The organism is Staphylococcus sp. EZ-P03, from assembly GCF_003344575.1.
Classification (GTDB): Bacteria; Bacillota; Bacilli; order Staphylococcales; family Staphylococcaceae; genus Staphylococcus; species Staphylococcus simulans_B.
Genome location: NZ_QPMO01000001.1, coordinates 166716 through 189532, shown reverse-complemented (window position 1 = coordinate 189532; position 22817 = coordinate 166716). Strand labels below are relative to the sequence as shown.

General features: G+C 36.9%; 23 protein-coding genes. 5 read left to right on the top strand and 18 right to left on the bottom strand.

The window, feature by feature from the left end; genetic code table 11:
• Positions 1-146: 146 nt before the first annotated feature.
• The 3 genes from hutI to DVJ99_RS00860 all read right to left on the bottom strand — a co-directional run bounded on the left by hutI (position 147) and on the right by DVJ99_RS00860 (position 4471).
• A complete protein-coding gene (hutI, locus tag DVJ99_RS00870) occupies positions 147-1388 on the bottom strand; it encodes an imidazolonepropionase (RefSeq protein WP_114602791.1) in 1242 nt (413 codons plus the stop codon).
• Complete coding sequence (gene hutU / locus DVJ99_RS00865) at positions 1381-3069, bottom strand: urocanate hydratase (protein ID WP_114602790.1); 1689 nt, start codon at positions 3067-3069, stop codon at positions 1381-1383. Before hutU ends, hutI begins: the two co-directional genes overlap by 8 nt.
• Before the next feature lie 73 nt (positions 3070-3142).
• Positions 3143-4471: a YjiH family protein gene (locus DVJ99_RS00860; protein ID WP_199790655.1), complete on the bottom strand. Its 1329-nt coding sequence runs from the start codon at positions 4469-4471 to the stop codon at positions 3143-3145.
• Positions 4472-4986: 515 nt separating this feature from the next.
• Here DVJ99_RS00860 and DVJ99_RS00855 point away from each other — a divergent pair.
• Positions 4987-5874: a LysR family transcriptional regulator gene (locus DVJ99_RS00855; protein WP_114602789.1), complete on the top strand. Its 888-nt coding sequence runs from the start codon at positions 4987-4989 to the stop codon at positions 5872-5874.
• 58 nt (positions 5875-5932) lie between these two features.
• On the opposite strand, the gene hutG is transcribed toward DVJ99_RS00855, so the two are convergent.
• The gene (gene hutG / locus DVJ99_RS00850) at positions 5933-6862 is read right to left on the bottom strand and encodes a formimidoylglutamase (protein WP_114602788.1); all 930 of its coding nucleotides are present in this window, start codon (positions 6860-6862) and stop codon (positions 5933-5935) included.
• Between the two features lie 356 nt (positions 6863-7218).
• On the opposite strand from hutG, the gene sdpC reads away from it, so the two are divergent.
• The gene (gene sdpC, locus DVJ99_RS00845; RefSeq protein ID WP_114602787.1) at positions 7219-8199 is read left to right on the top strand and encodes a peptidoglycan release complex CPBP-like subunit SdpC; all 981 of its coding nucleotides are present in this window, start codon (positions 7219-7221) and stop codon (positions 8197-8199) included.
• 167 nt (positions 8200-8366) lie between these two features.
• Here the strand turns inward: sdpC and DVJ99_RS00840 are convergent, their stop codons facing one another.
• The 9 genes from DVJ99_RS00840 to DVJ99_RS00800 form a co-directional block, all read right to left on the bottom strand.
• Positions 8367-9053 carry a ribose 5-phosphate isomerase A gene (locus DVJ99_RS00840; RefSeq protein WP_114602786.1) on the bottom strand — a complete coding sequence of 229 codons (687 nt, stop codon included), beginning with the start codon at positions 9051-9053 and terminating at the stop codon, positions 8367-8369.
• Positions 9054-9076: 23 nt separating this feature from the next.
• A complete protein-coding gene (locus tag DVJ99_RS00835; protein WP_114602887.1) occupies positions 9077-10093 on the bottom strand; it encodes an aldose epimerase family protein in 1017 nt (338 codons plus the stop codon).
• 38 nt (positions 10094-10131) lie between these two features.
• Positions 10132-10458, bottom strand: a complete 327-nt coding sequence (locus tag DVJ99_RS00830; protein ID WP_114602785.1) for a YnfA family protein — start codon at positions 10456-10458, stop codon at positions 10132-10134.
• A gap of 127 nt (positions 10459-10585) precedes the next feature.
• A complete protein-coding gene (locus DVJ99_RS00825; RefSeq protein ID WP_114602784.1) occupies positions 10586-11818 on the bottom strand; it encodes an ABC transporter permease in 1233 nt (410 codons plus the stop codon).
• Positions 11811-12710, bottom strand: a complete 900-nt coding sequence (locus tag DVJ99_RS00820) for an ABC transporter ATP-binding protein (protein WP_114602783.1) — start codon at positions 12708-12710, stop codon at positions 11811-11813. Before DVJ99_RS00820 ends, DVJ99_RS00825 begins: the two co-directional genes overlap by 8 nt.
• Positions 12711-12807: 97 nt before the next feature.
• On the bottom strand, positions 12808-13530 hold the full coding sequence (locus tag DVJ99_RS00815) for a DUF3169 family protein (RefSeq protein WP_162912117.1): 723 nt from the start codon (positions 13528-13530) through the stop codon (positions 12808-12810).
• Complete coding sequence (locus DVJ99_RS00810) at positions 13523-13729, bottom strand: helix-turn-helix transcriptional regulator (RefSeq protein WP_105993214.1); 207 nt, start codon at positions 13727-13729, stop codon at positions 13523-13525. The genes DVJ99_RS00815 and DVJ99_RS00810 overlap by 8 nt, the downstream gene beginning before the upstream one ends.
• Positions 13730-13879: 150 nt before the next feature.
• A complete protein-coding gene (locus tag DVJ99_RS00805) occupies positions 13880-14389 on the bottom strand; it encodes a DUF805 domain-containing protein (RefSeq protein WP_114602781.1) in 510 nt (169 codons plus the stop codon).
• A 178-nt stretch (positions 14390-14567) separates the two neighbouring features.
• On the bottom strand, positions 14568-15170 hold the full coding sequence (locus DVJ99_RS00800; protein WP_114602780.1) for a DUF805 domain-containing protein: 603 nt from the start codon (positions 15168-15170) through the stop codon (positions 14568-14570).
• A 255-nt stretch (positions 15171-15425) separates the two neighbouring features.
• On the opposite strand from DVJ99_RS00800, the gene DVJ99_RS00795 reads away from it, so the two are divergent.
• Positions 15426-16040: a DNA-3-methyladenine glycosylase gene (locus tag DVJ99_RS00795; protein WP_114602779.1), complete on the top strand. Its 615-nt coding sequence runs from the start codon at positions 15426-15428 to the stop codon at positions 16038-16040.
• 113 nt (positions 16041-16153) lie between these two features.
• Here the strand turns inward: DVJ99_RS00795 and nrdG are convergent, their stop codons facing one another.
• From nrdG to corA, 5 genes are all read right to left on the bottom strand, one after another.
• The gene (gene nrdG, locus DVJ99_RS00790) at positions 16154-16687 is read right to left on the bottom strand and encodes an anaerobic ribonucleoside-triphosphate reductase activating protein (protein ID WP_114602778.1); all 534 of its coding nucleotides are present in this window, start codon (positions 16685-16687) and stop codon (positions 16154-16156) included.
• A gap of 2 nt (positions 16688-16689) precedes the next feature.
• Positions 16690-18537, bottom strand: a complete 1848-nt coding sequence (nrdD, locus tag DVJ99_RS00785) for an anaerobic ribonucleoside-triphosphate reductase (RefSeq protein WP_114602777.1) — start codon at positions 18535-18537, stop codon at positions 16690-16692.
• A gap of 323 nt (positions 18538-18860) precedes the next feature.
• Positions 18861-19358: a hypothetical protein gene (locus DVJ99_RS00780; RefSeq protein ID WP_114602776.1), complete on the bottom strand. Its 498-nt coding sequence runs from the start codon at positions 19356-19358 to the stop codon at positions 18861-18863.
• 358 nt (positions 19359-19716) lie between these two features.
• Entirely contained in the window at positions 19717-20757 is a 1041-nt protein-coding gene (fni, locus tag DVJ99_RS00775) for a type 2 isopentenyl-diphosphate Delta-isomerase (protein ID WP_114602775.1), read from the bottom strand.
• Positions 20758-20850: 93 nt separating this feature from the next.
• On the bottom strand, positions 20851-21798 hold the full coding sequence (corA, locus tag DVJ99_RS00770; RefSeq protein ID WP_114602774.1) for a magnesium/cobalt transporter CorA: 948 nt from the start codon (positions 21796-21798) through the stop codon (positions 20851-20853).
• Between the two features lie 111 nt (positions 21799-21909).
• On the opposite strand from corA, the gene DVJ99_RS00765 reads away from it, so the two are divergent.
• Together DVJ99_RS00765 and DVJ99_RS00760 are read left to right on the top strand one after the other, a co-directional pair.
• Entirely contained in the window at positions 21910-22386 is a 477-nt protein-coding gene (locus DVJ99_RS00765) for a thioesterase family protein (RefSeq protein WP_114602773.1), read from the top strand.
• Between the two features lie 2 nt (positions 22387-22388).
• Positions 22389-22805, top strand: coding sequence for a hypothetical protein (locus DVJ99_RS00760; RefSeq protein WP_114602772.1), 417 nt, complete (start codon positions 22389-22391; stop codon positions 22803-22805).
• The last annotated feature ends 12 nt before the right edge of the window (positions 22806-22817 follow it).

Below are 22817 nucleotides of genomic sequence, written 5' to 3'. Positions count from 1 at the left end.
AACATAGTTGTCAGATAATTCTTGAGACTAAAAACTGCCTTTTTGTTTTGCTATCAAATTAAAAAAATAAAAAACAGCTATATACCTGTCTGATGACAAGCATATAGCTGAAAAAATAATTTAACCTATACTAGTAATACTTTGACTTATTGCTGTACGTTAATACGATTATCGATGAATAATTTACCATCTTTATAAACGTATTCTGCATGGTTGATACCATAATGATACGGTACATATTCATAGTTCGGCACATTCCAAATGACGAAGTTTGCACGATCATCTTTTTCAAGTGTACCTGCATCTGCATCAATAGCTTTTGCGGCATTGACTGTTACTGCATTCCAAATTTCATTCGGTGTTAATTTTAATTTCAATGCAGCAATCGCCATCACCATTTGCAAGTTGTTCGTAACGTTGCTGCCTGGGTTGAAGTCAGATGCAATCGCTACTGCACCGTTGTTTTCTAACATACCGCGTGCATCCGCATATTGATCTTTGCCTAAGTAGAATGTTGTACCTGGCAGTACCACCGCAACTGTATCGCTGTCTTTTAAGGCTTGTTTGTCTTCTTCGCTTGAAGCTACAAGGTGGTCTGCTGAAATCGCACCTTGTTCGATTGCGACACCTAAACCGCCTAACGGATCGATTTCATCTGCGTGGATTTTTACATCGAAACCTTGTTCTTTAGCCGCTTTCATATACTCGCGAGATTCATCTACTGTAAATACACCTGTTTCACAGAAGATATCCGCAAAGTCCGCATATTCTTTAACTTCCGGTAATAAATCAATCATTTTTTGCAAGAATGCTTGATTAGATTCTGCTTCTTTTGGTACCGCGTGCGGTCCTAAGAAAGTATGTTTCATTGTAATACCGTATTTATCTTCTAATTCGTGTGAAACTTTTAATTGTTTCAATTCGTTTTCTTTATCCAAACCATAACCGCTCTTGCTTTCAACTGTTAAGACACCATATGACATCATTTCACGCAATGCTTTGTCTGTTTTCTTGAACAATTCTTCTTCAGTCGCTTCACGTGTTGCTTTCACAGTAGAAAGGATTCCGCCGCCTTGTTCAAGGATTTCAAGGTAGGATGCACCTTGTTGTTTTAATGCCATTTCATGTTCTCTTGAACCGCCGAATACAAGATGCGTATGTGCATCTACAAGTGAAGGAGAAACGACTTTGCCTGTCGCATCAACCGTTTCTTTTCCTTCATACTCATCAGTATGTTCACCTGCATAAACAACTTTACCGTCATTTACAACTAATGTAGCATTTTCGATTACATTCAAATCATTCAATTCTTTGCCTTTTAACGGTTTATCCGTCTTTTTAGGTAAAATTAATTGTGCAATATTTTGGATAACAACATCATTACTCATTAGAATCTTGCTCCTTTAACATTGGAATATCGACACCTTTTTCTTTCGCAGTATCAATCGCAATATCGTAACCTGCATCAGCATGTCTTACTACACCCATACCCGGATCTGATGTAAGTACACGTCCTAAGCGTGCGTCTGCACGTTCTGAACCATCTGCGACAACGACCATACCGGCATGTAATGAATAACCCATACCTACACCGCCGCCATGGTGCACTGAAATCCATGAACCGCCTGCAGCTGTATTCACTAATGCGTTTAAGATTGCCCAGTCGCCCACTGCATCTGATCCGTCTTTCATTGATTCTGTTTCACGGTTAGGTGAAGCCACTGAACCAGAGTCTAAGTGGTCGCGTCCGATAACAATCGGTGCTGAGATTTCTCCTGTACGTACTAATTCGTTAAGTTTCAAGCCCATTTTTGCACGGTCGCCGTAACCTAACCATGCGATACGAGATGGTAAACCTTGGAATGCGATTTTCTCGCTTGCCATATCTAACCAGCGCAATAACTTCTCATCTTCAGGGAACAGTTCGCGCATTGCTTTATCTGCGACTTCGATATCTTTAGGATCGCCGCTTAATGCTGCGAAACGGAAAGGCCCTTTACCTTCACAGAATAATGGTCGGATATAAGCAGGTACGAAACCTGGGAAATCGAAGGCATTGTCTAAACCTTCATCAAATGCCACTTGGCGGATGTTATTACCGTAGTCGAATGCGACTGCACCGCGTTTTTGGAATTCTAACATCGCTTCAACATGTTTTTTCATTGATTGTTTAGAAAGTACCACGTAGCGTTCAGGATCTTGTTCGCGTAATTCCTCAGCTTCTTCTAAAGAATAACCTTCAGGAACATAACCGTTTAACGGGTCATGCGCTGATGTTTGGTCTGTTACAATATCAATTTTGAAATCACGTTTTAAAATTTCATGGTGTACTTCAGCCGCATTGCCGACTAAACCGATTGCTAGTGCTTCGCCTGCTTCTTTAGCTGCTTGTGCTTTTTCTAAAGCATCATCTAAAGAATCAGTGATAATGTCGCAATAACGTGTATCGATACGTTTCTCGATACGAGACGGGTCTACATCTACCCCGATGACTACACCCTCGTTCATAGTAACAGCTAATGGCTGCGCACCGCCCATGCCGCCTAAACCTGCTGTTAATGTGATTGTACCTTTTAATGAACCGTTGTAATGCTGATTCGCAAGTTCCGCAAACGTTTCATAAGTCCCTTGCACAATCCCTTGAGAGCCGATGTAAATCCAGCTTCCAGCAGTCATTTGGCCATACATCATCAAGCCTTTTTTATCTAATTCATGGAAGTGTTCCCAATTAGCCCATTTAGGTACTAATACAGAGTTAGATAATAATACACGCGGTGCTTCTTCATGTGTTTTAAAGACTGCGACAGGTTTACCTGATTGTACTAACATTGTTTCATCGCTTTCTAAACGGCGCAATGTATCTACAATTGCATCAAATGCTTCCCAGTTACGTGCTGCTTTACCAATACCGCCGTACACGACTAACTTTTCAGGATGTTCTGCGACTTCTGGATCTAAGTTGTTGTACAACATTCGAAGTACTGCTTCTTGTTCCCATCCTTTACATTCGATTTCTAAACCTTTTTTAGCGCGGATTTGTCTGCCTTGTTCTGTTACATCTTTAGTCATAATAAATCTCTCCTTTGTTTAATTATGAAATTTAAAACTTGAAATTACCCCTTGGTCCATTGTTTGCTTAACTTTAATTCCCGAAGATAAGCAATGCGAATGGAATTGCGATTAATAATGTTAATGCCACACGGATGAACCAAATCAATGCCAATTTCCAAATCGGAATCTTGATATCCGTAGCAAGAATACATGGTACTAATGCTGAGAAGAAGATAATTGCTGAAATACTAGTAATTGCAGTTACCAGCTTCACTGCCATTGTCGACTTCACAACTAATAATGAAGGTAAGAACATTTCAATCAATGAAATTGCTGATGCTTTCGCAAGCAATGGTTTATCTGCTATCGGGAAGATATAGATAAATGGATAGAAAATGTAACTTAACCAATCAATAATCGGTGTGAAGTTAGCTAAAATCAGGCCGAAGAATCCGATAGATAAAATAGATGGTAAAATCGCCATCGTCATTTCTAATCCATCTTTAACGTTCACCCAGATATTCTTTAATAATGGTAAAGAATCATGAGATTGACGTTTCGCTTCATCATATGCAGCGACAATGCGGTTCCCCTCAACTTCAACTTCTTTTTGTCCTTCTTGACCTTGATAATATTCTTCCGACTCATTGCGAATCGGAGGTAAGTGTGCTGAAATTGCTGTAACTACAAATGTTATTACTAAGGTACTCCAGAAGAATAAGTTCCAGTGTCCCATTAAATCTAATGTATTTGCGACAATTACCATAAATGTTGCTGAAACAGTTGAGAATCCTGTTGCGATAATCACTGCTTCTTTTTTGTTGTACATGCCGTCTTTATAAACACGGTTAGTAATCAATAATCCGAGTGAATAACTTCCTACGAAAGAAGCTACCGCATCGACTGCTGATTTGCCTGGTGTCTTAAAGACAGGTCGCATAATCGGCTGCATAATGACACCGATGTATTCTAATAAGCCGTAGCCGACTAATAATGACAATGCGACTGCACCGACCGGAATCAAAATACTTAATGGTGTTAATAATTTATCGAATAAGAATGGGCCGTAATTCGGATTGAATAATAATCCTGGTCCAATCTTAAATACATACATGATACCGATCACTGCCCCAACGACTTTAAAGAGTACAATGATAAAGTCAGTTACTGACTTTTTAAAATCTTGTCGAATTACAGGCAAGCCTGCTCCGGCAAGAATTAATAGTAATGCCACATAAGGCATTGCTGGTCCAAGTGCTGCGCGAATCCATAAATGAACGTGGTCGACAATAATCGTGTTTGTGCCGTTAATTGTCACCGGTACGAAGAAACACAGAATCCCGATAATACTGAAAACGTAAAACCGCCACATTTTTACCCCTGTAATTTTGTTCGGCTTTCCGTCAGGCTGGAATTCCATCTCTCCAGATAACAAATTTGCTTCAGTTTTCATACTTGGTACACCCCTTTGTTTAACAAGTACATCAAAGCTGTTTTGATTCTGACTAGATCTCGATGACTTAAGCTTCGTATCATACCGTTCTCATTTTTATGAAGTTTTTGTAAAATTGCGACAATTAACTGACGATGTCCCCTTCACCATTTAATTGCCACCCCTTTGTTTGAATGAAAGTCCTCCTTCAATAAACTCGCAAGTTAAACACTTCTCATCATGCTATAATAAATTAAGTGTTCAAGAAATTGTTAAATGATTAATCGAATATTTACCATTTCTTGAAAATTCTAAATATTCTATGTCAAAAAAATAACAACAAAAATTGTTGAGGAATAACTTGCATTACACATTAAGTATAAGGGGTCATTGCTATAAGCTTCAAATATAAATAAACTAACTACTCATAGTTTGAAGCTATAAATGTGTAGAAATGCTTTAACTTCAATGGTTTTCTAAATCTTAAACAAGGGGATGAGACGTTGAAAATATTACAATTAGAGTATTTTTTAGCTGTGGTTAAGTACAATAGTTTTACCAAAGCTGCACAATTTTTACATATCAGTCAGCCTTCCTTAACTACTGCGATTAAAAAAATAGAAAGTGACTTAGGCTACTTATTATTTATCAGAACCACAAAAGAATTGAAAATCACTGAAAAAGGGATTCAATTTTATAAGTATGCTAAAGATTTAGTCGATACGTACCACCGGACTTTAGATCAAATGTATGACTTGAATATCAGTGATGAACCGCGCATTAAACTTTCAATCTTAGAATCTACCAGTGCATGGATGGCAATGGTCATTCAACATCACCACTTAAAGTTCAATAATCAGCGCTATCAGATTGTCGAGCAGCACAGCTTGCGCCATATTATTTCAAGCTTGCTGAACTTCGATGTTCAATTTGCTTTATCCAATGAAGAAATTCAACGAGAAGGCATTACCTCGGTACCACTGTATCAAGAACCATATGTATTGATTACTCCTAAAGATGAATTTACAAACAGACAGCGTGTCAAAGCAGAAACTTTGCAGCATTTGCCGCTTATTCTGCCTAACCGGCAATATCAAGTCAGAAAGCACGTTGATGAATACTTTAAGCATATGAATATTCATCCGAACATTATATTAGAAGTGGATCGTTTTGAAACAGCGACTACATTAGTACATCGCGGTTTAGGGCACACTATTATCCCCCGCTTCTACTACCAATCCTTTTCTGCCAACGATTTAAATGCTGTCAAACTGCAGCCGGGAATCGAACGTACACTGTACATTAATTATATCGACCATCGTAAATTATCAGAACCTGCCAATGCACTGATTAATGAATGCATCAATTATTGGAAAACGGAAAAGCCATAAAGAAAAAGAAACGGATACTTCCAACAAAATGGAGGTATCCGTTTCTGCTTTCGATTGATTAATGAATAAAGTTATGCAAGAACAAGGCAACCAGTTTGGCAGTACGATTATCCACATCATGCAGCGGATTCGTTTCTGCGACACTGACTGATACTAATTTTTCATGTCCGACAATACGTCTCGTCAATTCTAAAATGATATGAGGTGTAAGACCGTTCACAGCAGGTGCACTGACACCTGGTGCAAATGCACTGTCTACAACATCCATACAAATTGTCAGCATGATAATGTCATGTCTGTTGATAAAATGGTCGACTTTATCTTTGATAGTCGGTGATATTTCATGCAGAATTTCATCTACCGTCACAAATTCAACACCGCGCTGTTCTGCGTAATCAAATAAATGTTTCGTATTGCTGGCAGGTTGAATACCTAATACGAAGTAATTAGCATTATCATCGCCTTCTAAAATCTGTCTGAAACTTGTACCTGATGTAGAAGATTCTGCTTCTCTTGTATCAAAGTGCGCATCGATATTAATGACACCGATAGATTCATTCGGATAGGCTTTGCGCATCGCAAGATATTGTGCATAAGCAATATCATGACCGCCGCCGATTAACAATGAATAAGAATGATTGTTAAACATTTGCGCTGCTAAATCCGCATACTCTTCTTGTGTATCGATTAAATGATCGTGGTCATGATAAACATTGCCGTAATCATAAACTGGACATGGTGTTAACACAGACAAGTTAGCGAATGCTTTACGGATTGCATCCGGTCCTTCTTGTGCACCTACACGGCCGTTGTTCAGTTCTACCCCTTTGTTTACAGCGTAGCCTAAAATACCTGTACCTTCTTTTTTATCCAATTTTGTTTCATTGATATCTTTTAGTTCAATAGTTTGGAAATGTCGGAATTGTGTTTCATCCGATTCACTATCTACTCTGCCTGTCCATAAATCTTTGTTGGCTTGCTTATACATCTCACAACATCCTCCTTAAAGTTGTCATATGCCAGCATGCAATTTATATATGCATACTAAACATTGCATGTGCTTTTTACATACCCCTTTCTTAAAAATATTAAAACGCTTTCACTTAAGATTATCGCATGCAACCTTTACAATGATATTTCATTTATGAGTCATTTCAGGGGAAGTAATTTATTTCTTTATTATGGAGATGTATAATACTATTAGGTTATTATGTATGTCCATACGATTAATAAGAATTAAGATACGCAATACATAATAAGGGTTCACGTAAAACCATATGTATTATATGATAGTAGTTTAATTACAACTGTATGGATATTGCCGTAATTATTGGAGGTTTCTCAATGAACACGAAACGCATATCTGGTTTCCAATGGGCTATGACAATTTTCGTCTTTTATGTACTCGCATATGCGCTCCCATTGATCCTGAAAGATTTTCAAGGCCAAGTACCATTTAAACGCTTTGTCTTCGACTTAAGCACACTTGCGCCATTTATCGCAGCTGTGATCTGCTTAATTGTATTTAGAAATAAACGCGCACAAATTGCCGGTTTAAAACTCTCAATCAGCTTTAAAGTTATTGAGAGAATATTATTAGCCGCAATATTGCCGTTAGTAATTTGTATTATTTGTATGTATGCCTTTAATACATACGCGGACAGCTTTATTATTTTACAATCTAAAAACTTATCTGTGTCAGTCATTTCTATTCTGATTGGACATATTATAATGGCATTCTTTGTAGAGTTCGGTTTTCGTTCTTACCTGCAAAATGTGGTAGAAAATAAAACCAACACATTGTTTGCCTCTATTATCGTAGGTATTTTGTATGCACTATGGAGCGCTAATGCTTCATTCAGCATGGAATATACACTCTATAACTTGCTTTATCATTTTGCTTTCTCAATGATTATCGGTGAGTTGATCAGAGGTACTAAAGGCCGTACGATTTATATCGCAGTAGTCTTCCATGCGATTATGTCATTCGGACTTGTCTTCTTCTTCAGTGAAGAATTAGGCGATGTCTTCTCAATGAAAGTCATTGCTTTAAGTACGACACTTGTCGGCGCAATCTTCATTATACTGAGTCTGATTATCAGAGCATGTTTCTATTTCTTCACCAAAGATACACTTGAAGAAGTAGAACCGAATAACTACTTTGATTATCCTAAACATGAAGACGAAACAGATGCAGACGCACCTGTTACAGAAACAAATGAAGATGACATACATCATGAAAACAAGAACATCAAAGATACAGATACACACAACGAATTAAAGAATACAGAAGAACCAAAAGAAGATAGAGAACATAAAGAATAAGTTAAAGCAAGCGCACTGGCAATACGGCCATTTGACTGTTAGCCAGTGCGCTTATTATTTTGGCATTATTTCAAATTCAGCTGATGCAAAAAATTCGATTGAGAAATAACCAATCAGTTATCTCATCAACCGAATTTATTATAGAGCCTTTATTTTATCTATGTTATTTACGCTTTATCGATAATTTCTACACCTTGCTGCTTGCCTACTATGACACGATCTGCAAGATCTAAGAAGTATCCAGTTTCTAATACACCTGTTAAGTTGATTAAATAGTTATGCATGTCGTATGGATCTGTATTCGGCGGTAATTCAATATCTAAAATATAGTTGCCGTTATCTGTCACGAACGTAATGTCTTCAACATTGCGGCGTGTCACTTTCGCTTTCGTTTGTGCTTCGATTTTCTTTGCGACAAGCATCCAATTGAAGCGATCGACTTCAACCGGCAATTTAAACGTTTGCCCTAAATAATCTACTTGTTTCGTTTCATCAGCAATAACCACAAAACGTTCAGCCATTTCATCAATTACTTTTTCGCGAAACAATGCGCCGCCTCCGCCTTTAATAAGATTCAAATCAGGATCGAACTCATCAGCACCGTCGATTGCGACATCGATATGTTCCACATCATTTACATCTACAATCGTAATGCCTAATTCTTTTGCGGCTAATCCTGTTTTATTGGATGTACAAACACCTGTAATCTTTGTGGTTCCATCTTCCAGCAGCGCTGCAATATGCGGTAATAATAACTCAATCGTACTGCCTGTACCAATGCCTACAACCATACCATCTTTAATTTCTGATACTGCATCTTTTACTGTTTGTAATTTTAACTCTCTAACATCCATGCTGAATACTCCTTGTCATCGTATTACTCTGATTTTTCTATGATTTGATACGTTGTTTTAGAGAAGAAAGCATCGCCTTTGCGTAAAATCGAGGGTGCTTCTTCCCCTAACAAGTTGATATCATTCGGCAAGCTTTGCGCTTCCAAAGTAAAACCTGAGTGGGGTTTATATATATTCATATCGCTATCCCAGTTGTTTGTTTCATTAAACGTAAAGACTACCACATTCGGCATATCCGTCTCCATTTTCAACAAAAATTGTTTGTTTTCAACAATCAGTTCATCACCGATTGTAAACGGATGATCTAGTCCTTGATACTTTTCGATTTGTGCGTGCAAAGGTGTCTCCTCGTTATCGAAGATTTCTTTGAAAGTGATGGGTTGATGATCAGATAATGCATTTAAATCTATAACATCATCGACACTCGGCAAGTTCTTATCATTCAAGAGATGCACTTTCAAATCTGAACTTGATAAATAATGATTATCTATTTCTTTATTATCCCGATTCAAGTTGAAATAGACATGATTCGTTGGATTAAATAAAGTTGTTTCTGTTGCTTCTGCAGCATATTCAATCGTCCATCTATTGTCGATATCATACGTATGTATTATCTTTACTTTAATATCTCCAGGGTAATGGTCTTCTGCTGCTTTAAGTGTCGTAGTGAAAATAATTTGGATAAATCCGCCATTATCATCTTTAATTTCATAGTCGAAGAAATGTCGGTTCATTCCTTGCGGACCGCCATGCAAATGGTGCGGCGGGTCATTTTGTTCTAATTGATATGATTGGCCGTCAAGTTCAAAACGTCCCTCTTCAATACGGCCGCCGTAGCGTCCTACACTCGCACCGAAGTAAAATGGATTTTCAAAATAAAACTCATCCGCTTCTACCACATTGCCGAGTACAATATTATTATCCTCATATTTCCAAGACACGATACGTGCTCCATAGTTTGAAAAGACAATTTTTGCGCGATCATTGTCAATTTTAATTAAATCTAAACCGTTTCTTTGGTGCTCCACTTCTGTAAACATCATTTCAATACACCCTTTCCTCGTTGATTCAGCCAGAATCAACCTCTGTCAGGCAGCAACATAATCAAGACACCGATGATACATACAATGCCTCCTATGACATCATACTTATCCGGTACTTGTTTATCAAAAACGTACCCCCATATTATACTCATGACGATAAATACACCGCCATATGCCGCATATACTCGGCTGAATGTCGGAAATGCTTGGAATGTTGCGATGATCCCATATGCAATTAAAAGGATACCTCCAAGCAACCCCAGTAACGGTGATTGCGCATCTCTTAACCACAACCAAATCAAATAACCGCCGCCGATTTCACACAGCCCTGCTAAAATAAAAATTACGATTGGATACATCATATCTTTATTGCCACCTATATATCTATATTACTTTCCTTACTCTATATTTTAACAATAAGGCGCACGCTTTACTAGATGGAAAAGGAGTAAAGGTGCGCCATTTATAAATATTTTTATAATATTGTTATTATTGTTTTCTGAATGTACGTTTCAACGCTTTGAAAATCCCCTTTTCAAACGTAAGTACAGAGTCGCGATAGCTTCTGACTGCTATCCAAACTAATAAGACTAAGACAACAAGCGACAATAATAAGCTGACTACAATTTCCCACATTTGAAGCTCTGGTGTCGAAGCACGCAAGAATAACACATATGGTGAAAGCAGCGGGATAAAGCTTGTAATTTTAGTTAATGTCGTATTCGGTGCAGACAAACTGAAAATTGCAATATAGAAGGCAATAAAACTGATAATAGTCATCGGCATCAAGGCTTGGTTCAAATCTTCAATTCGTGTTGCTAAAGCACCAAGAATAGTACCTAACACAGTATAGGTAATAATTCCGATTATGATGCAGATAATACCTACTACAATCAATTGCGTTGTCAACGGTGTAATAGTAATGTCGAATTTGCTCATTAAATCTTTCGCATCTGAGAAATAGATTGCGACAGCAGTAATCAATGCTAAGACAAATACTTGAGTAAATGCTGCACAGATAATCGCCAGTATCTTTGCTAAAATATGTTTAACCGGCGAAATACTAGTGATGACCATTTCAATCACACGAGATGTCTTTTCAGTCGCAACCTCCATTGCAACTTGATTCGCATAATTCATGATGACAATAAACATTAACATGATACCGGCATATAAAATAATCATATTCAACACTTTATTACTCTCTGATTGCTCTGCTGTATCTTTTCCTACTGATTTGCCTGATACTTTGCTTTTTTGCTGGATAGCGGCTAAATCTTTAGGATTCAAATTAATCTTCTTGGCAATCGCTTGTGTTTGAATCGGTGTTAACATACTTTCAAGCTTTTGTTTTGCTTCTTCAGAAGATGTATCTTTGCTGACAATTTCACCTTCCAGCTGCTGCCCTTTTAAGTGAACGAGATAGGCTTTATCTAATTTTCCTTTTTTCACTTCTTTGATTGCTTGGTCTTCAGATAAAATTTTAAATTCTGTTCCTTTTTCTTCCATTTGCTTGCTTTGTGCTTGAACCATTTGCGCTATTTTAGGTTCATTGGCCGCAATTCCGATCTTGTCAGGTCCGCCGTCGAATAAATCGATAATTTTATTCGCATTCACCGCAGCAACAATAATAATAGCTAAAATAGCTGTCATAATAATAAATGCACGAGATGCCACTTTATTTTTATACGTTAATTTAAAAGTCGCTAAGAATTTATCCATGAATTTCACCTACTTGCTGAATAAAGATATCTTGAATAGAAGGTTCTAAAACTTGGAACCGTTTCACAAATCCGCTTTGCGCCACTGCGTTGAAGACACGTTCTGCAGCTGCTTCATCCTCAACAGATAATGTAATCATACGTTTTGCACGTTCAATATGTGTTACACCTTCAATGGTATCTAAGACTTCTAAAGGCTTCTCTGTTTCAATCACAATCTTCTTCAAATCAAAACTGTCTTTAATCGTTTGAATATCGCCTTGCAATACAAGATTGCCTTGATTCAAAATACAAATGTCGTCGCATAATTCTTCCACATGTTCCATGCGATGCGAACTAAAGATAATCGTCGTCCCTTTTTGATTCAAATCTTTTACAGCTGACTTTAATAATTCTACATTCACTGGATCCAAACCGCTGAAAGGTTCATCCAATATTAATAGTTCAGGCTGATGTATCAAACTCGCAAGCAATTGAATCTTTTGTTGATTCCCTTTCGAAAGCGATTCGATTTTCTTATCTCTGTTCTCTGTAATCTCAAAACGATTCAGCCAATAATCTAATGCTTGATTAAAATCTTTTTTCGACATTCCTTTTAATGTCGCAAGATAGCGCAATTCATCCGCTACTTTCATTTTCGGATGCAGTCCGCGCTCTTCTGGAAGATAGCCCACTTTATTAAACATATGCTCTCCCATTTTACGGCCATTATACGTCACTTCTCCTTGTGTTAAAGGTGTCAATCCTAATATCATACGAAACGTCGTCGTCTTACCTGCACCGTTTCGTCCTAAAAAACCTAACATTTTTCCATTTTCTAAAGACAAAGAGATATCATTCACAACAGTTTTATCACCATACTGTTTCGTGACATCTTTTAATTCTAAAGACATAACAGTCACTCCTAGCACTTGATATGATTAAAATGATTATACAATTAATTATTCATACATTGATACGTTTTGCAAAAGGTATATCTATAATTTACAATTACTTGCTTTTATAATATTTATGAATTTTTGAGTAATAATAACTTACGTTGTATACAAAAAGTACAAACACAATAGCTAAAGCCAATGTTTGGGGATTTTCGGTTATGGCTGAATAAAATACTAAAACTACAATGATTATGATTAATGCTGATAAATTAAAATGGAACAGCTTGAATAAAGCAGAATAAGTGACATGCCTCTCACCTTCATCCATAGCCCCAATCAATTTGTCTACATAACGAGAATCATTAAACTTAGGCAGTTTTTGATCTAGTTTTGGAATATAGATTTGATAGATTAAGTTGAAAATAACGTAGACTATAAATGGGATGACAGTCATCTCCCAAAAATTGTCTCCATCTTTCAATACAGTTGCTAGTATCATATTTGCTAATACGATAAATACACCAATATAAATTAAAATACTAGCATTAAATAAGTATTGGTTAAAACGATTATCGTAATCATCCGCATGTATTTCATCTTCTTCAGATAACAATTTATACTTTTTTGCTTGATGCAGCTGATTGAACATCCAACCGCCTATTAACAACACAATTATCAGTGTGATGATTGTCGCAACCAAGGTACGCTTAAAATCAAATAGTTGAATCTGGGATTGTCCGCTTAAATACTCAAAAAAATAGACACCAAATAAACCTATCAGCCCTCCAATTAATAGCTTAAGCCCATATATGAAATAATTTTTCTTTTTATTCATAATCCTCCTCCTCAAAGATAAATATGTCTTCAATACTTTCCCCGAATATCCGTGCAATCTTAGCTGCTGTAAGTACGGAAGGCATGAACTCATTTCGCTCAATCAAAGATACTGTTTGACGAGAAATACCTGCTTTTTTTGCCAGTTGGGTTTGATTCAACCCCTCTCGCGCCCGCAACTCTTTTACTCTTGTTTTCATTTACTTTACCTCCGTCACATTAAATACTATATGATATTGGTCATTTTGACAACTATATTAGTCAAAATGACATCAATAGTAATCAAAATCATTAAAAATAGACGCTATTCTCCGAAGAGAACACCGTCTATAGTTCATCATTGTATTTAATTATTGATGTGAAGGTTTGCGGTAACCTTGTCCTACCGGCTCAGAACCATATTTATTTTGTCCCTTATCGCTTTGAAGGAATGATACCACTAAAATATAGATACCAAAGATAATCATTATAATATCAATAATACGATCAATCACAACATTCACTTGGCCTTGGAAAAAGAGTTGTATCAATAATGAAATCAGCCATACAACAAAATAGATTGCCGGTACAACAATATTTCTTCCCGTATCATGAAAGCGTCTTGTTGTCAGCGCAAACAGCGGGATCAATGTAATAAGTTCAAAAATCAATACCACACTTAAACCAGAACCTGATTCTACTATTTTAGTTGCGATGAGCACCCCATCAATACCGCCAAGTACCAGCTCGAATATTAACATCCATAATATCCAAAACCAATATTCAGATCTGCGTGATCTGCCTTGAAAATTAAAATAGTTTTGCCAAAATAATTTAAAGGCTTCAACGAAGCCCACACGTTTACTTGCTTGTTCTTCCATTATTAGCCTCCTAAATATATTTATGAACAAAAAGACGACGTTTTCATCGAAAACATCGTCTTATGTCATTGTATGTTATAGGTTTATCATACTGGTGCATCACTGTCCAATCGGTTCAAGGCTTTATTTATTGTTCCCTTTACAGCTTGAAACAACTGGCAGCTCAAATATATAAATCTTATAAATCTGATGTATTGCTGCGAGTATGCGCTTGATCAGATTCGCTTTGAGGTACATGATTTGGTCGAATATAAGGACTGCGGCCATATTTATTATCTTGTTCTTTACTTGGTAAACATGCAATTACAAGCACATAAATTGAAATACCTAAGTAAATCACTGTAAATATCAAATAAAAAATTGAACCCGCCGTAAAATCTGATGGCTGCGCTGATGAACTATCAAAATAATTTATAAAATTAATGATGATACTCATCACAAAAAAGATAATCGGTATTACCATTGTTCTTCCTGTATCATGGAAGCGTCTGGTTAACAGTGCATAGGATGGAATAAATAAAGCGAGTGCCAGCCCTATATATAAAATCAGCGCAATGATTAAGAAGATAAAGCCTGCCAATGCTATACCGCCAGAATCTCCAATTGCCCCTGTAATTATAAAAATAAAAGCAAAGAACCCTAGGACAATGGCTGGAATATACAAAATCAATATCCAGAGCGCCATATACCAATACTCAGAACGTGTTGCCCTTCCTTTGAAATTGACATAATTCTTCCAAAAGCGTTTAAAAGCTTCTTTGAATCCCACGCGTTTTATCATTACGTTTACCCCCCTCTTATTTTTTATTACGGTTACGATTTATGTATTACATTACTTTACTATTAAGCATTTTAAAAACTAATAGTTAACTAAAACTAGTCTTTTTTATCATAACAGAGTTGATTAAAAATAAAAATTCCTTTTAGATAACTTTACAAATTTTACAAAACCTAATTTTGAACTGAAACATTGTCTTTCCTTGTTCACTTCTCGTACAATAAGAAGTACTACATTCACAAATCAAGGAGGCAGAACATGGATTTTGTTCATCGTACAACACCAGAAATTGCGCGAGATTTACTTGGGGTAAAAATTGAATTTGATGATGGTACACATCAATTTTCTGGTTACATCGTTGAAACAGAAGCTTACTTAGGCGCAATAGACCAAGCTGCTCACAGCTATAACCGCCGTAATACCCCGCGCGTACAATCCATGTATAAAGAAGGAGGCACGATTTACGCTCATGTCATGCATACCCATTTGCTTATCAATTTTGTAACACAGCTTGCAGGTGAGCCGCAAGGCGTTCTTATTCGTGCGGTAGAACCTGAATTTGTTACGGATCAGATGGTTGAAAACAGAAACGGCAAAGACGGAATTGATTTAACCAATGGCCCAGGCAAATGGACACGTGCCTTTAATATGACCATGGCCTTAGATGGATTCAAATTAAATGAAGGTCCTCTGTCCATCAATTTAAAAGAACGCAAATATCCTAAACATATTGTCGAAAGTCCGCGTATCGGTATTCCTAATAAAGGCGAATGGACACATAAGCCTTTACGTTTTACAGTGGAAGGTAATCCTTATGTCTCCCGCATGAAGAAATCAGAGATGCGTCCTTCTGAGACGACATGGCAATCTTAAGCCACAACGAATAAAAACGGTCTTGCCCAAATATCGAGCAAGACCGCTTCTTTTGTGTTTTTAGTATTTGTATTTCCCAAGTTACTTTAAATAACTTCTCTGTACTGAATAGTTTAAACTTCGAGTGTTCGGATAGAGTGCGTTTTTAACGAAGCTTGTACATCAATCACTCTTTGATTATAAGACCCTTTAAATGCTAGACCTGGCTGATAAAGTGATTGAACAAACGGACCGTCTACTAAAACATCAATCATACTTAATGCTTTCTTTCGCTGTTTTGTATTTTCTTTTAAATTTTCATACATAAAACCTGACCAAACCCAAATACTCTTACTATGTTGAAAACGTGCTCTGAACGCTTCAATCAGCGGCAGAACAATGTCCATATTGCAGAAAGGCTCGCCGCCTAAAATACTTAATCCTGAAATATACTCCGGTTCACAGTAATCAAGGATAGTTTCAAGTGTTGTTTCTGAATACTGAGTACCATAAGTAAAGTTCTGTGCTGCTTTGTTATAACAACCTTCGCATGCAAATGGACAGCCGGAAACATAAACACTGCATCGCACTCCTTCGCCATCGACAAAAGACTCTTTTTCAATCTTAGCAATATACCCTTTTCCTGTTTCAACTTGTGCATACAGCATTGTTACTCTGTACCTTTCATATGTTTGACACGTGCCGCAATTTCTTTATGTCTGCCTTCAATCGTAGGTCTTTGAACCGGATTGCCTAAATAGCCGCACGTTCTTTTAACTACATCTACTGTATCTGGATTGTGGTTTTGGCAGTGTGGACATTCAAAACCGTGTGCTGTAGTGTCAAATTCACCTTCAAAACCGCATTCGTAGCATTTATCTATCGGCGCATTCGTACCTAAATAGCTGACTTTATCATAAGCATAATCCCATACTGCTTCTAGTGCTTTTGTATTATGTGTTAATTTAGGATACTCGCAATAATGAATATATCCGCCGCTCGCTAAGAACGGATAGTCTTTTTCAAAATCTAGTTTTTCAAACGGTGATACAGCTTTACGGACATCATAATGGAAAGAGTTTTGATAATAGCCTTTATCGGTAATATCAGGAATTAATCCAAATCGCTCTGTATCTAAACGACAGAAGCGATCTGTCAATGATTCGCTAGGTGTACTGTACAGACTGAAGAAGATATCATTCTCTTCTGTCCATTGATATTGGAAATCTTTCATTCGGCGCAAAATATCCAATGTGAATGTTTTCGCTTCTGGATTTGTTTCCCAATTCGGTCCATAGAATACTGTTGCGGCTTCATATAAACCGATATAGCCGATTGAAATAGTTGCACGCTGCTTTGTAAATAAATCCATGACATTTTCATCTTCAGTCAAACGTCGATGGAATGCACCGCTTTTATATAATATCGGTGCGTTATTAGGAATTACGGAACGAATACGTTCAATGCGATAAACTAAAGCATCATGTACGAGTGCCATACGTTCATCTAATAAACGCCAAAACGCAGCCATATCGCCTTTTGTTTCTAACGCAATACGCGGAATATTCAACGTCACAACACCTAAGTTGCATCGGCCGCTGTTTTCAAGTTCGCCCTCTTCATTGCGCCATGCCGGTAAAAATGAACGGCAGCCCATCGGTGCTTTGAAGTCTCCTAAAATCTCTACTGTTTTATCATAATTTAAAATGTCCGGATACATACGTTTCGTTGAACATTCTAAAGCTAATTGTTTAATATCATAGTTCTTATCCTCTGGCGCAAAGTTGACACCTTTTTTAATCGAGAATACGAGTTTAGGGAAAATAGCAGTCACGTGATGATGTCCTAAACCTTGGATACGTGTTTTTAAAATCGCTTTTTGAATCATGCGGCTATATGTATCCGTGCCTAAACCAAATCCTAATGTGACAAAAGGTGTTTGCCCATTTGAGGTATATAATGTATTAATTTCATATTCTAAACTTTGCATCGCATCTTTAATATCTTTTTCTGTTTGTTTTTGGACATAAGCCTCTAATTTGTCCGGATAAACAAATGCTTCTCCGATTTTGCGATGTTTGTCTGCATTGCATTTTGCATATCGGCTCAATACTTCATCAATACGGTCAACTGTACAGCCGCCATATTGACTGCTTGAAACGTTTGCGATAATCTGCACAATTTGTGCAGTCGCTGTTTGGATAGACTTCGGCGGATCTACTTGTGCATTGCCGATTTCAAAGCCTTTATCCAACATGCCTTTAATATCAATCAAGCAGCAATTCGTCAAAGGTTGAAATGGATGATAATCTAAATCATGGAAGTGAATATCACCGCTTAAGTGCGCCTCCGCAACATGTTTTGGCAATAGATGTTCTAAAGCATAAGATTTAGAAACTACCCCGGCAGTCAAATCCCGCATCGTTGTAAAGGTTGCACTATCTTTATTCGCATTTTCATTCACCACAGTCGGATCTTTATCGATTAAGCGACTTAAGCTTTCTTCTAACTTCAACATATTAACGCCCCTTCTTCACTATATATTGTGTTCTAAATACTAAATTACCACAATATGTAGGAATTAGGAGGTTTTAATATGACTGTTAACAGAGATGTCAAAATGTTATGGCTTAATTATGAAGGTTATATTTTCATCCATTCTATTTATTTCAGGATTTTGTTTTACAAAAAAGAGATGACCGCTTCAATAAGCAATCATCTCTTTTTTACCGATAAATCGGCAGTGCCGTATCTTTAATACTGTCAAATTACATGAAAACACATGTGTTAATAATTACGGACATGAAGTGGGTCACGTTCAATGATATAGGCCATCGCTTGTTAACATGGGTGTGCTTCTTTGTATCGGCCTAAATATTCTTTTAAGATGTAACAATCTATGTTTGTTATTTCTTTATCTCTTTTTTTAATGTCCGTAAGTTGACGACTTAAAAATGCAGCATATATATGATTCTCACCGCATTTAAGATAATCTGAAACATCATAAATATATTTTTCCCCAGCGTTTGCGAGTTCAAAACGTATTTCTTTGTTCAAGTCAATAATCATAGCGGTGTTCGTCTTAGGTGTTATAACAACTAAATGATATTTCACATTATCTTCTAACTGTTCTAAAGAAAAGTACTGTTCAGCCGTAATAATATTTGTGTTGATGTTGACACCAACTGCTGTGTTCCAATTATTTAATAACTTTTCTGCACAGATACCCCGTCTTGGATCGGACACATTAAAATCATAGTAGTGCAGAAAAGGTGCCTCCTCTTTAGACAATGGTTTGGCTGATACAGTTTCTTTTAATTGTGAATAACTCGGCCCCACTTCAACGCCTCCTTTACGACATAGAAATCATATATGTCATAAAATTAACATGGATTTTCACGAATTTGAATGTCAGTTTTCACCTTTAATATATCCAAATGTTTCCACTTTGTACTATTTTGAAGCATTTATCCTTTAAGTTATTTTACAGTGTTTTTATTTCATATTTTCAATTTATTTTTTATGTTCTAATTGCTTTACGCAAAATAATGTCTTATAATTAGTGTAAGCGTTACCAGAGCAAACCATTGTCTTGCTCTTCGTGATTGCCCATACTAAAACCAATTTGTTACTTAAAAAGCGGTTCAACCCTCTACCAGTTGAACCGCTCTCCTTATGTTTAAACGAAAAGTTATGCTTATTGATTTAAGTTGCGCTGCTGTATCCAGTTTTGCAGACTTTGATCATAAATTACTTCTAAATTATGAATGGCTTCGATATTCGGCACATTTGCCATTACCGCAATTTTCTTCATTTGTTCAATAAATGCTTCGACATACTCAATTGTTTGTTCTACACCGTTGTTTTCAACTTGTTCTAAGAACGGACGAGACATGCCTACCGCATCTGCGCCTAATGCTAAACATTTTATTGCGTCAAACGGATTGCGTACACCGCCGCTCGCAAATACAGACATATGACTTTGAACGATTTTGCTTTCAAGCAAAGATTCCACTGTAGATTGGCCCCAATTTTGAAGATAAGACATATCTTTTAAATCACGGCGTTCATTTTCGATACTGACGAAGTTAGTGCCTCCGCGGCCGCTGACATCAACGTAATGTACACCGATTTCATTTAACGCTTCCATTGTTTCTCTGCTCATACCAAAGCCGACTTCTTTTACAATCACTGGAACATCCACTGTCTTTACAATACGGTTTAAATTATCCATCCAGTTAGAAAAAGTACGGTTGCCTTCAGGCATCACTAATTCTTGCGGCGCATTCACATGCACTTGGAGTGCATCAGCTTTGAGCATCTCTACAGATTGTTTCGCAAGATCTGCAGGTACATCAGCACCGACATTACTGAAAATAATACCATCCGGATTCATTTCTCTTGCAACTGTAAAGGTAGATTCCATTTTAGGATTGCGCAATGCGGCATGTGTAGAGCCGACTGCCATCGCAAGTCCTGTTTCCTTTGCGACAATCGCAAGCTTTTCATTGATTTGCTTTGTCCATTCGCTGCCGCCAGTCATCGCATTGATATAAAGCGGCGAATTCAATTTGAAGTCGGGTAATTCAACAGAAAGGTCTACTTGATCCACATCCACACTCGGAATGGAGTGGTGTACAAATCTGATGCGATCGAAATCAGTTAATTGTGCGTCTGATTGAGCCATCGCAATTTTAACATGATCATCTTTTCGTTGTTCTCTTTTAGAATCACTCATCATCTTTCCTACTTTCTTTTCTATCGTATATTAGTGTAAGTGTATCAATCTCACTACAAACGTTCCAGTTATTACGTTCATTTTCACACTTCTTTATAACATATTCTTTCGTTTGAAGAACCAGATGCACCAAAGCGTGATAATGACCATGAGTCCGAGGCACATAGAGTAGCCGTAATGCCATTTTAATTCCGGCATGAATTCAAAGTTCATACCATAAATGCCAGCTAATAAAGTTAACGGCATAAAGATCATAGATACAATTGTCAAAATCTGCATGACACGGTTCATACGATAGGTCGTATAGGATTCGAAATTATCCCTGATTTCTCTTGTGATATCTTGTGCCGTCTTCAACATACTTTCCTCTTTAGCAATATGGTCTTTAATATGCTGAATATACATCTTATGCCGTTTGTCTTGGACTAAACCGCTTGAATATTCTAATGTATCTATCAATTCTTTCATCGGCATGATTACACGATTCATCTTAATCATATCGGAACGCAAATCAAACAAATGGTCCATCATATATTTATTAGAACGATCTGTACCGTGTTCATCCTCAAATGTAAATACCTTGTCAGAAAGGTCATCCACATATTTGAAATAGTTATCTACGATATGATCTAAAATATACAATACAATATCTTCACAATCTAAATCCTGATCATAGTGGGCTTTAACTTGTTTCAATACAGTATCAATCTCTTCGATTTTATGATGATGATACGTAATTAACAAGTTGTCTTTAATGAAAATATTCAGGACTTGAATTTTAAAGTCATCAGCGTTGATACGATGAAAGACAACGTTTTGATAACTTTGGTAGTTTTTATATTTTGCCCGCGGATTTGCATGAATCGTATCATCCACTTCCAACGGGTTAAAATCAAAATCATTTAATAAACATTGGTTATCTTCTTTTGTCGGTTCATTAATGTCATACCAAACAACTGTCGCATCTTTCGGCACTGCCTGACTTGTTGGTGCCTTTGTCAGGCCTTGCGACTTCGTTTGATAATAAATCGACATGCTCATGCGGCTTTCCTCCCTTTTTCAACATACGCTTATTTTACCATGTTTCAATTCCATGTCGCCTATAGATTTTTTTAGTATGATAGACTTATCTATTTAAAGGAGTTTTGTTTTATGGAACATTTATTTATAGTTCACGGCAAAGTCGAAGCTTCTATGATTGACCACAATCAGCACATGCATGATTCTGAATACAACGAAGCTTTCAGTCAAGCAACGAATCAATTCAATTATCAAAGCGGTTTGTCATTAGAAGAACGAAATGAATTAAATTATACTATCTTCACTTTAGAAGAACATACAACATTTATGAAACAGCTTAAACTGGATGATACGTATCAAGTCGATATTTATATTTACAACTATGATTATAAACGTGTCCATTTCTTTTTAATTATGCGCAATGCAGACGGAGATATGGTCGCAACGAATGAACAAATGATGATGGGCATAGATCGCAGCACTGAAAAATCCGCACCTTTCCCAGACACTTTTAAAGACAATGTGGCTCATTACTATCGCATTCAACCTGATATAGAATGGCCGAAACAATTAGGACATCGTATCGATATCCCGCAAAAAGGAGAATAACTATGTCTCAATCTTTACAATCACCGCTTTTAATACACCTTTTGGATTTGTCTGATGAAGTCAAAGCAGAACTCAGTGAACTTAATCAGCAAAAAGAAAATGTCACCAAAGGACCTGACTATAAATTATTCGAACGCGGAATTCAACTTGCTGTCATTCAAGGAAAACGCCAAATGATACATGCGCTTGAAATCGAGGTGCAAGCAGCACCTTCTGATGCAGCTTTGCTTGAAACTGTCGCAGCCCACCAAGAAGACATCGCAGCTGCTGTACAAAGTTTCAAGCCGCAACATACAGCACAAAAAGATTATTATCATGAAGGCTTAGCTTTAGCCGACTTTTACGAAACACAAGGAAAAGCCTATATAATTCAAAGTATTGGTGCTAAAATAAAAGCAATACAGTCTGAAGATAGATGATAAGCATAACTT

Bases quoted from the DNA above. Each gene is read 5' to 3' on its own strand.
- nrdG (WP_114602778.1), bottom strand. From the start codon at position 16,687: ATGCTGTATGCACAAGTTGAAACAGGAAAAGGGTATATTGCTAAGATT.
- DVJ99_RS00815 (WP_162912117.1), bottom strand. From the start codon at position 13,530: ATGAATAAAAAGAAAAATTATTTCATATATGGGCTTAAGCTATTAATT.
- hutG (WP_114602788.1), bottom strand. From the start codon at position 6,862: ATGTATAAGCAAGCCAACAAAGATTTATGGACAGGCAGAGTAGATAGT.
- DVJ99_RS00840 (WP_114602786.1), bottom strand. From the start codon at position 9,053: ATGGATGTTAGAGAGTTAAAATTACAAACAGTAAAAGATGCAGTATCA.
- hutU (WP_114602790.1), bottom strand. From the start codon at position 3,069: ATGACTAAAGATGTAACAGAACAAGGCAGACAAATCCGCGCTAAAAAA.
- sdpC (WP_114602787.1), top strand. From the start codon at position 7,219: ATGAACACGAAACGCATATCTGGTTTCCAATGGGCTATGACAATTTTC.
- DVJ99_RS00825 (WP_114602784.1), bottom strand. From the start codon at position 11,818: ATGGATAAATTCTTAGCGACTTTTAAATTAACGTATAAAAATAAAGTG.
- fni (WP_114602775.1), bottom strand. From the start codon at position 20,757: ATGAGTGATTCTAAAAGAGAACAACGAAAAGATGATCATGTTAAAATT.
- hutI (WP_114602791.1), bottom strand. From the start codon at position 1,388: ATGAGTAATGATGTTGTTATCCAAAATATTGCACAATTAATTTTACCT.
- DVJ99_RS00860 (WP_199790655.1), bottom strand. From the start codon at position 4,471: ATGGAATTCCAGCCTGACGGAAAGCCGAACAAAATTACAGGGGTAAAA.
- DVJ99_RS00765 (WP_114602773.1), top strand. From the start codon at position 21,910: ATGGAACATTTATTTATAGTTCACGGCAAAGTCGAAGCTTCTATGATT.
- DVJ99_RS00805 (WP_114602781.1), bottom strand. From the start codon at position 14,389: ATGGAAGAACAAGCAAGTAAACGTGTGGGCTTCGTTGAAGCCTTTAAA.
- DVJ99_RS00795 (WP_114602779.1), top strand. From the start codon at position 15,426: ATGGATTTTGTTCATCGTACAACACCAGAAATTGCGCGAGATTTACTT.
- DVJ99_RS00810 (WP_105993214.1), bottom strand. From the start codon at position 13,729: ATGAAAACAAGAGTAAAAGAGTTGCGGGCGCGAGAGGGGTTGAATCAA.
- DVJ99_RS00760 (WP_114602772.1), top strand. From the start codon at position 22,389: ATGTCTCAATCTTTACAATCACCGCTTTTAATACACCTTTTGGATTTG.
- DVJ99_RS00800 (WP_114602780.1), bottom strand. From the start codon at position 15,170: ATGATAAAACGCGTGGGATTCAAAGAAGCTTTTAAACGCTTTTGGAAG.
- DVJ99_RS00835 (WP_114602887.1), bottom strand. From the start codon at position 10,093: ATGTTTACAGAAGTGGAGCACCAAAGAAACGGTTTAGATTTAATTAAA.
- corA (WP_114602774.1), bottom strand. From the start codon at position 21,798: ATGAGCATGTCGATTTATTATCAAACGAAGTCGCAAGGCCTGACAAAG.
- DVJ99_RS00830 (WP_114602785.1), bottom strand. From the start codon at position 10,458: ATGATGTATCCAATCGTAATTTTTATTTTAGCAGGGCTGTGTGAAATC.
- DVJ99_RS00820 (WP_114602783.1), bottom strand. From the start codon at position 12,710: ATGTCTTTAGAATTAAAAGATGTCACGAAACAGTATGGTGATAAAACT.
- nrdD (WP_114602777.1), bottom strand. From the start codon at position 18,537: ATGTTGAAGTTAGAAGAAAGCTTAAGTCGCTTAATCGATAAAGATCCG.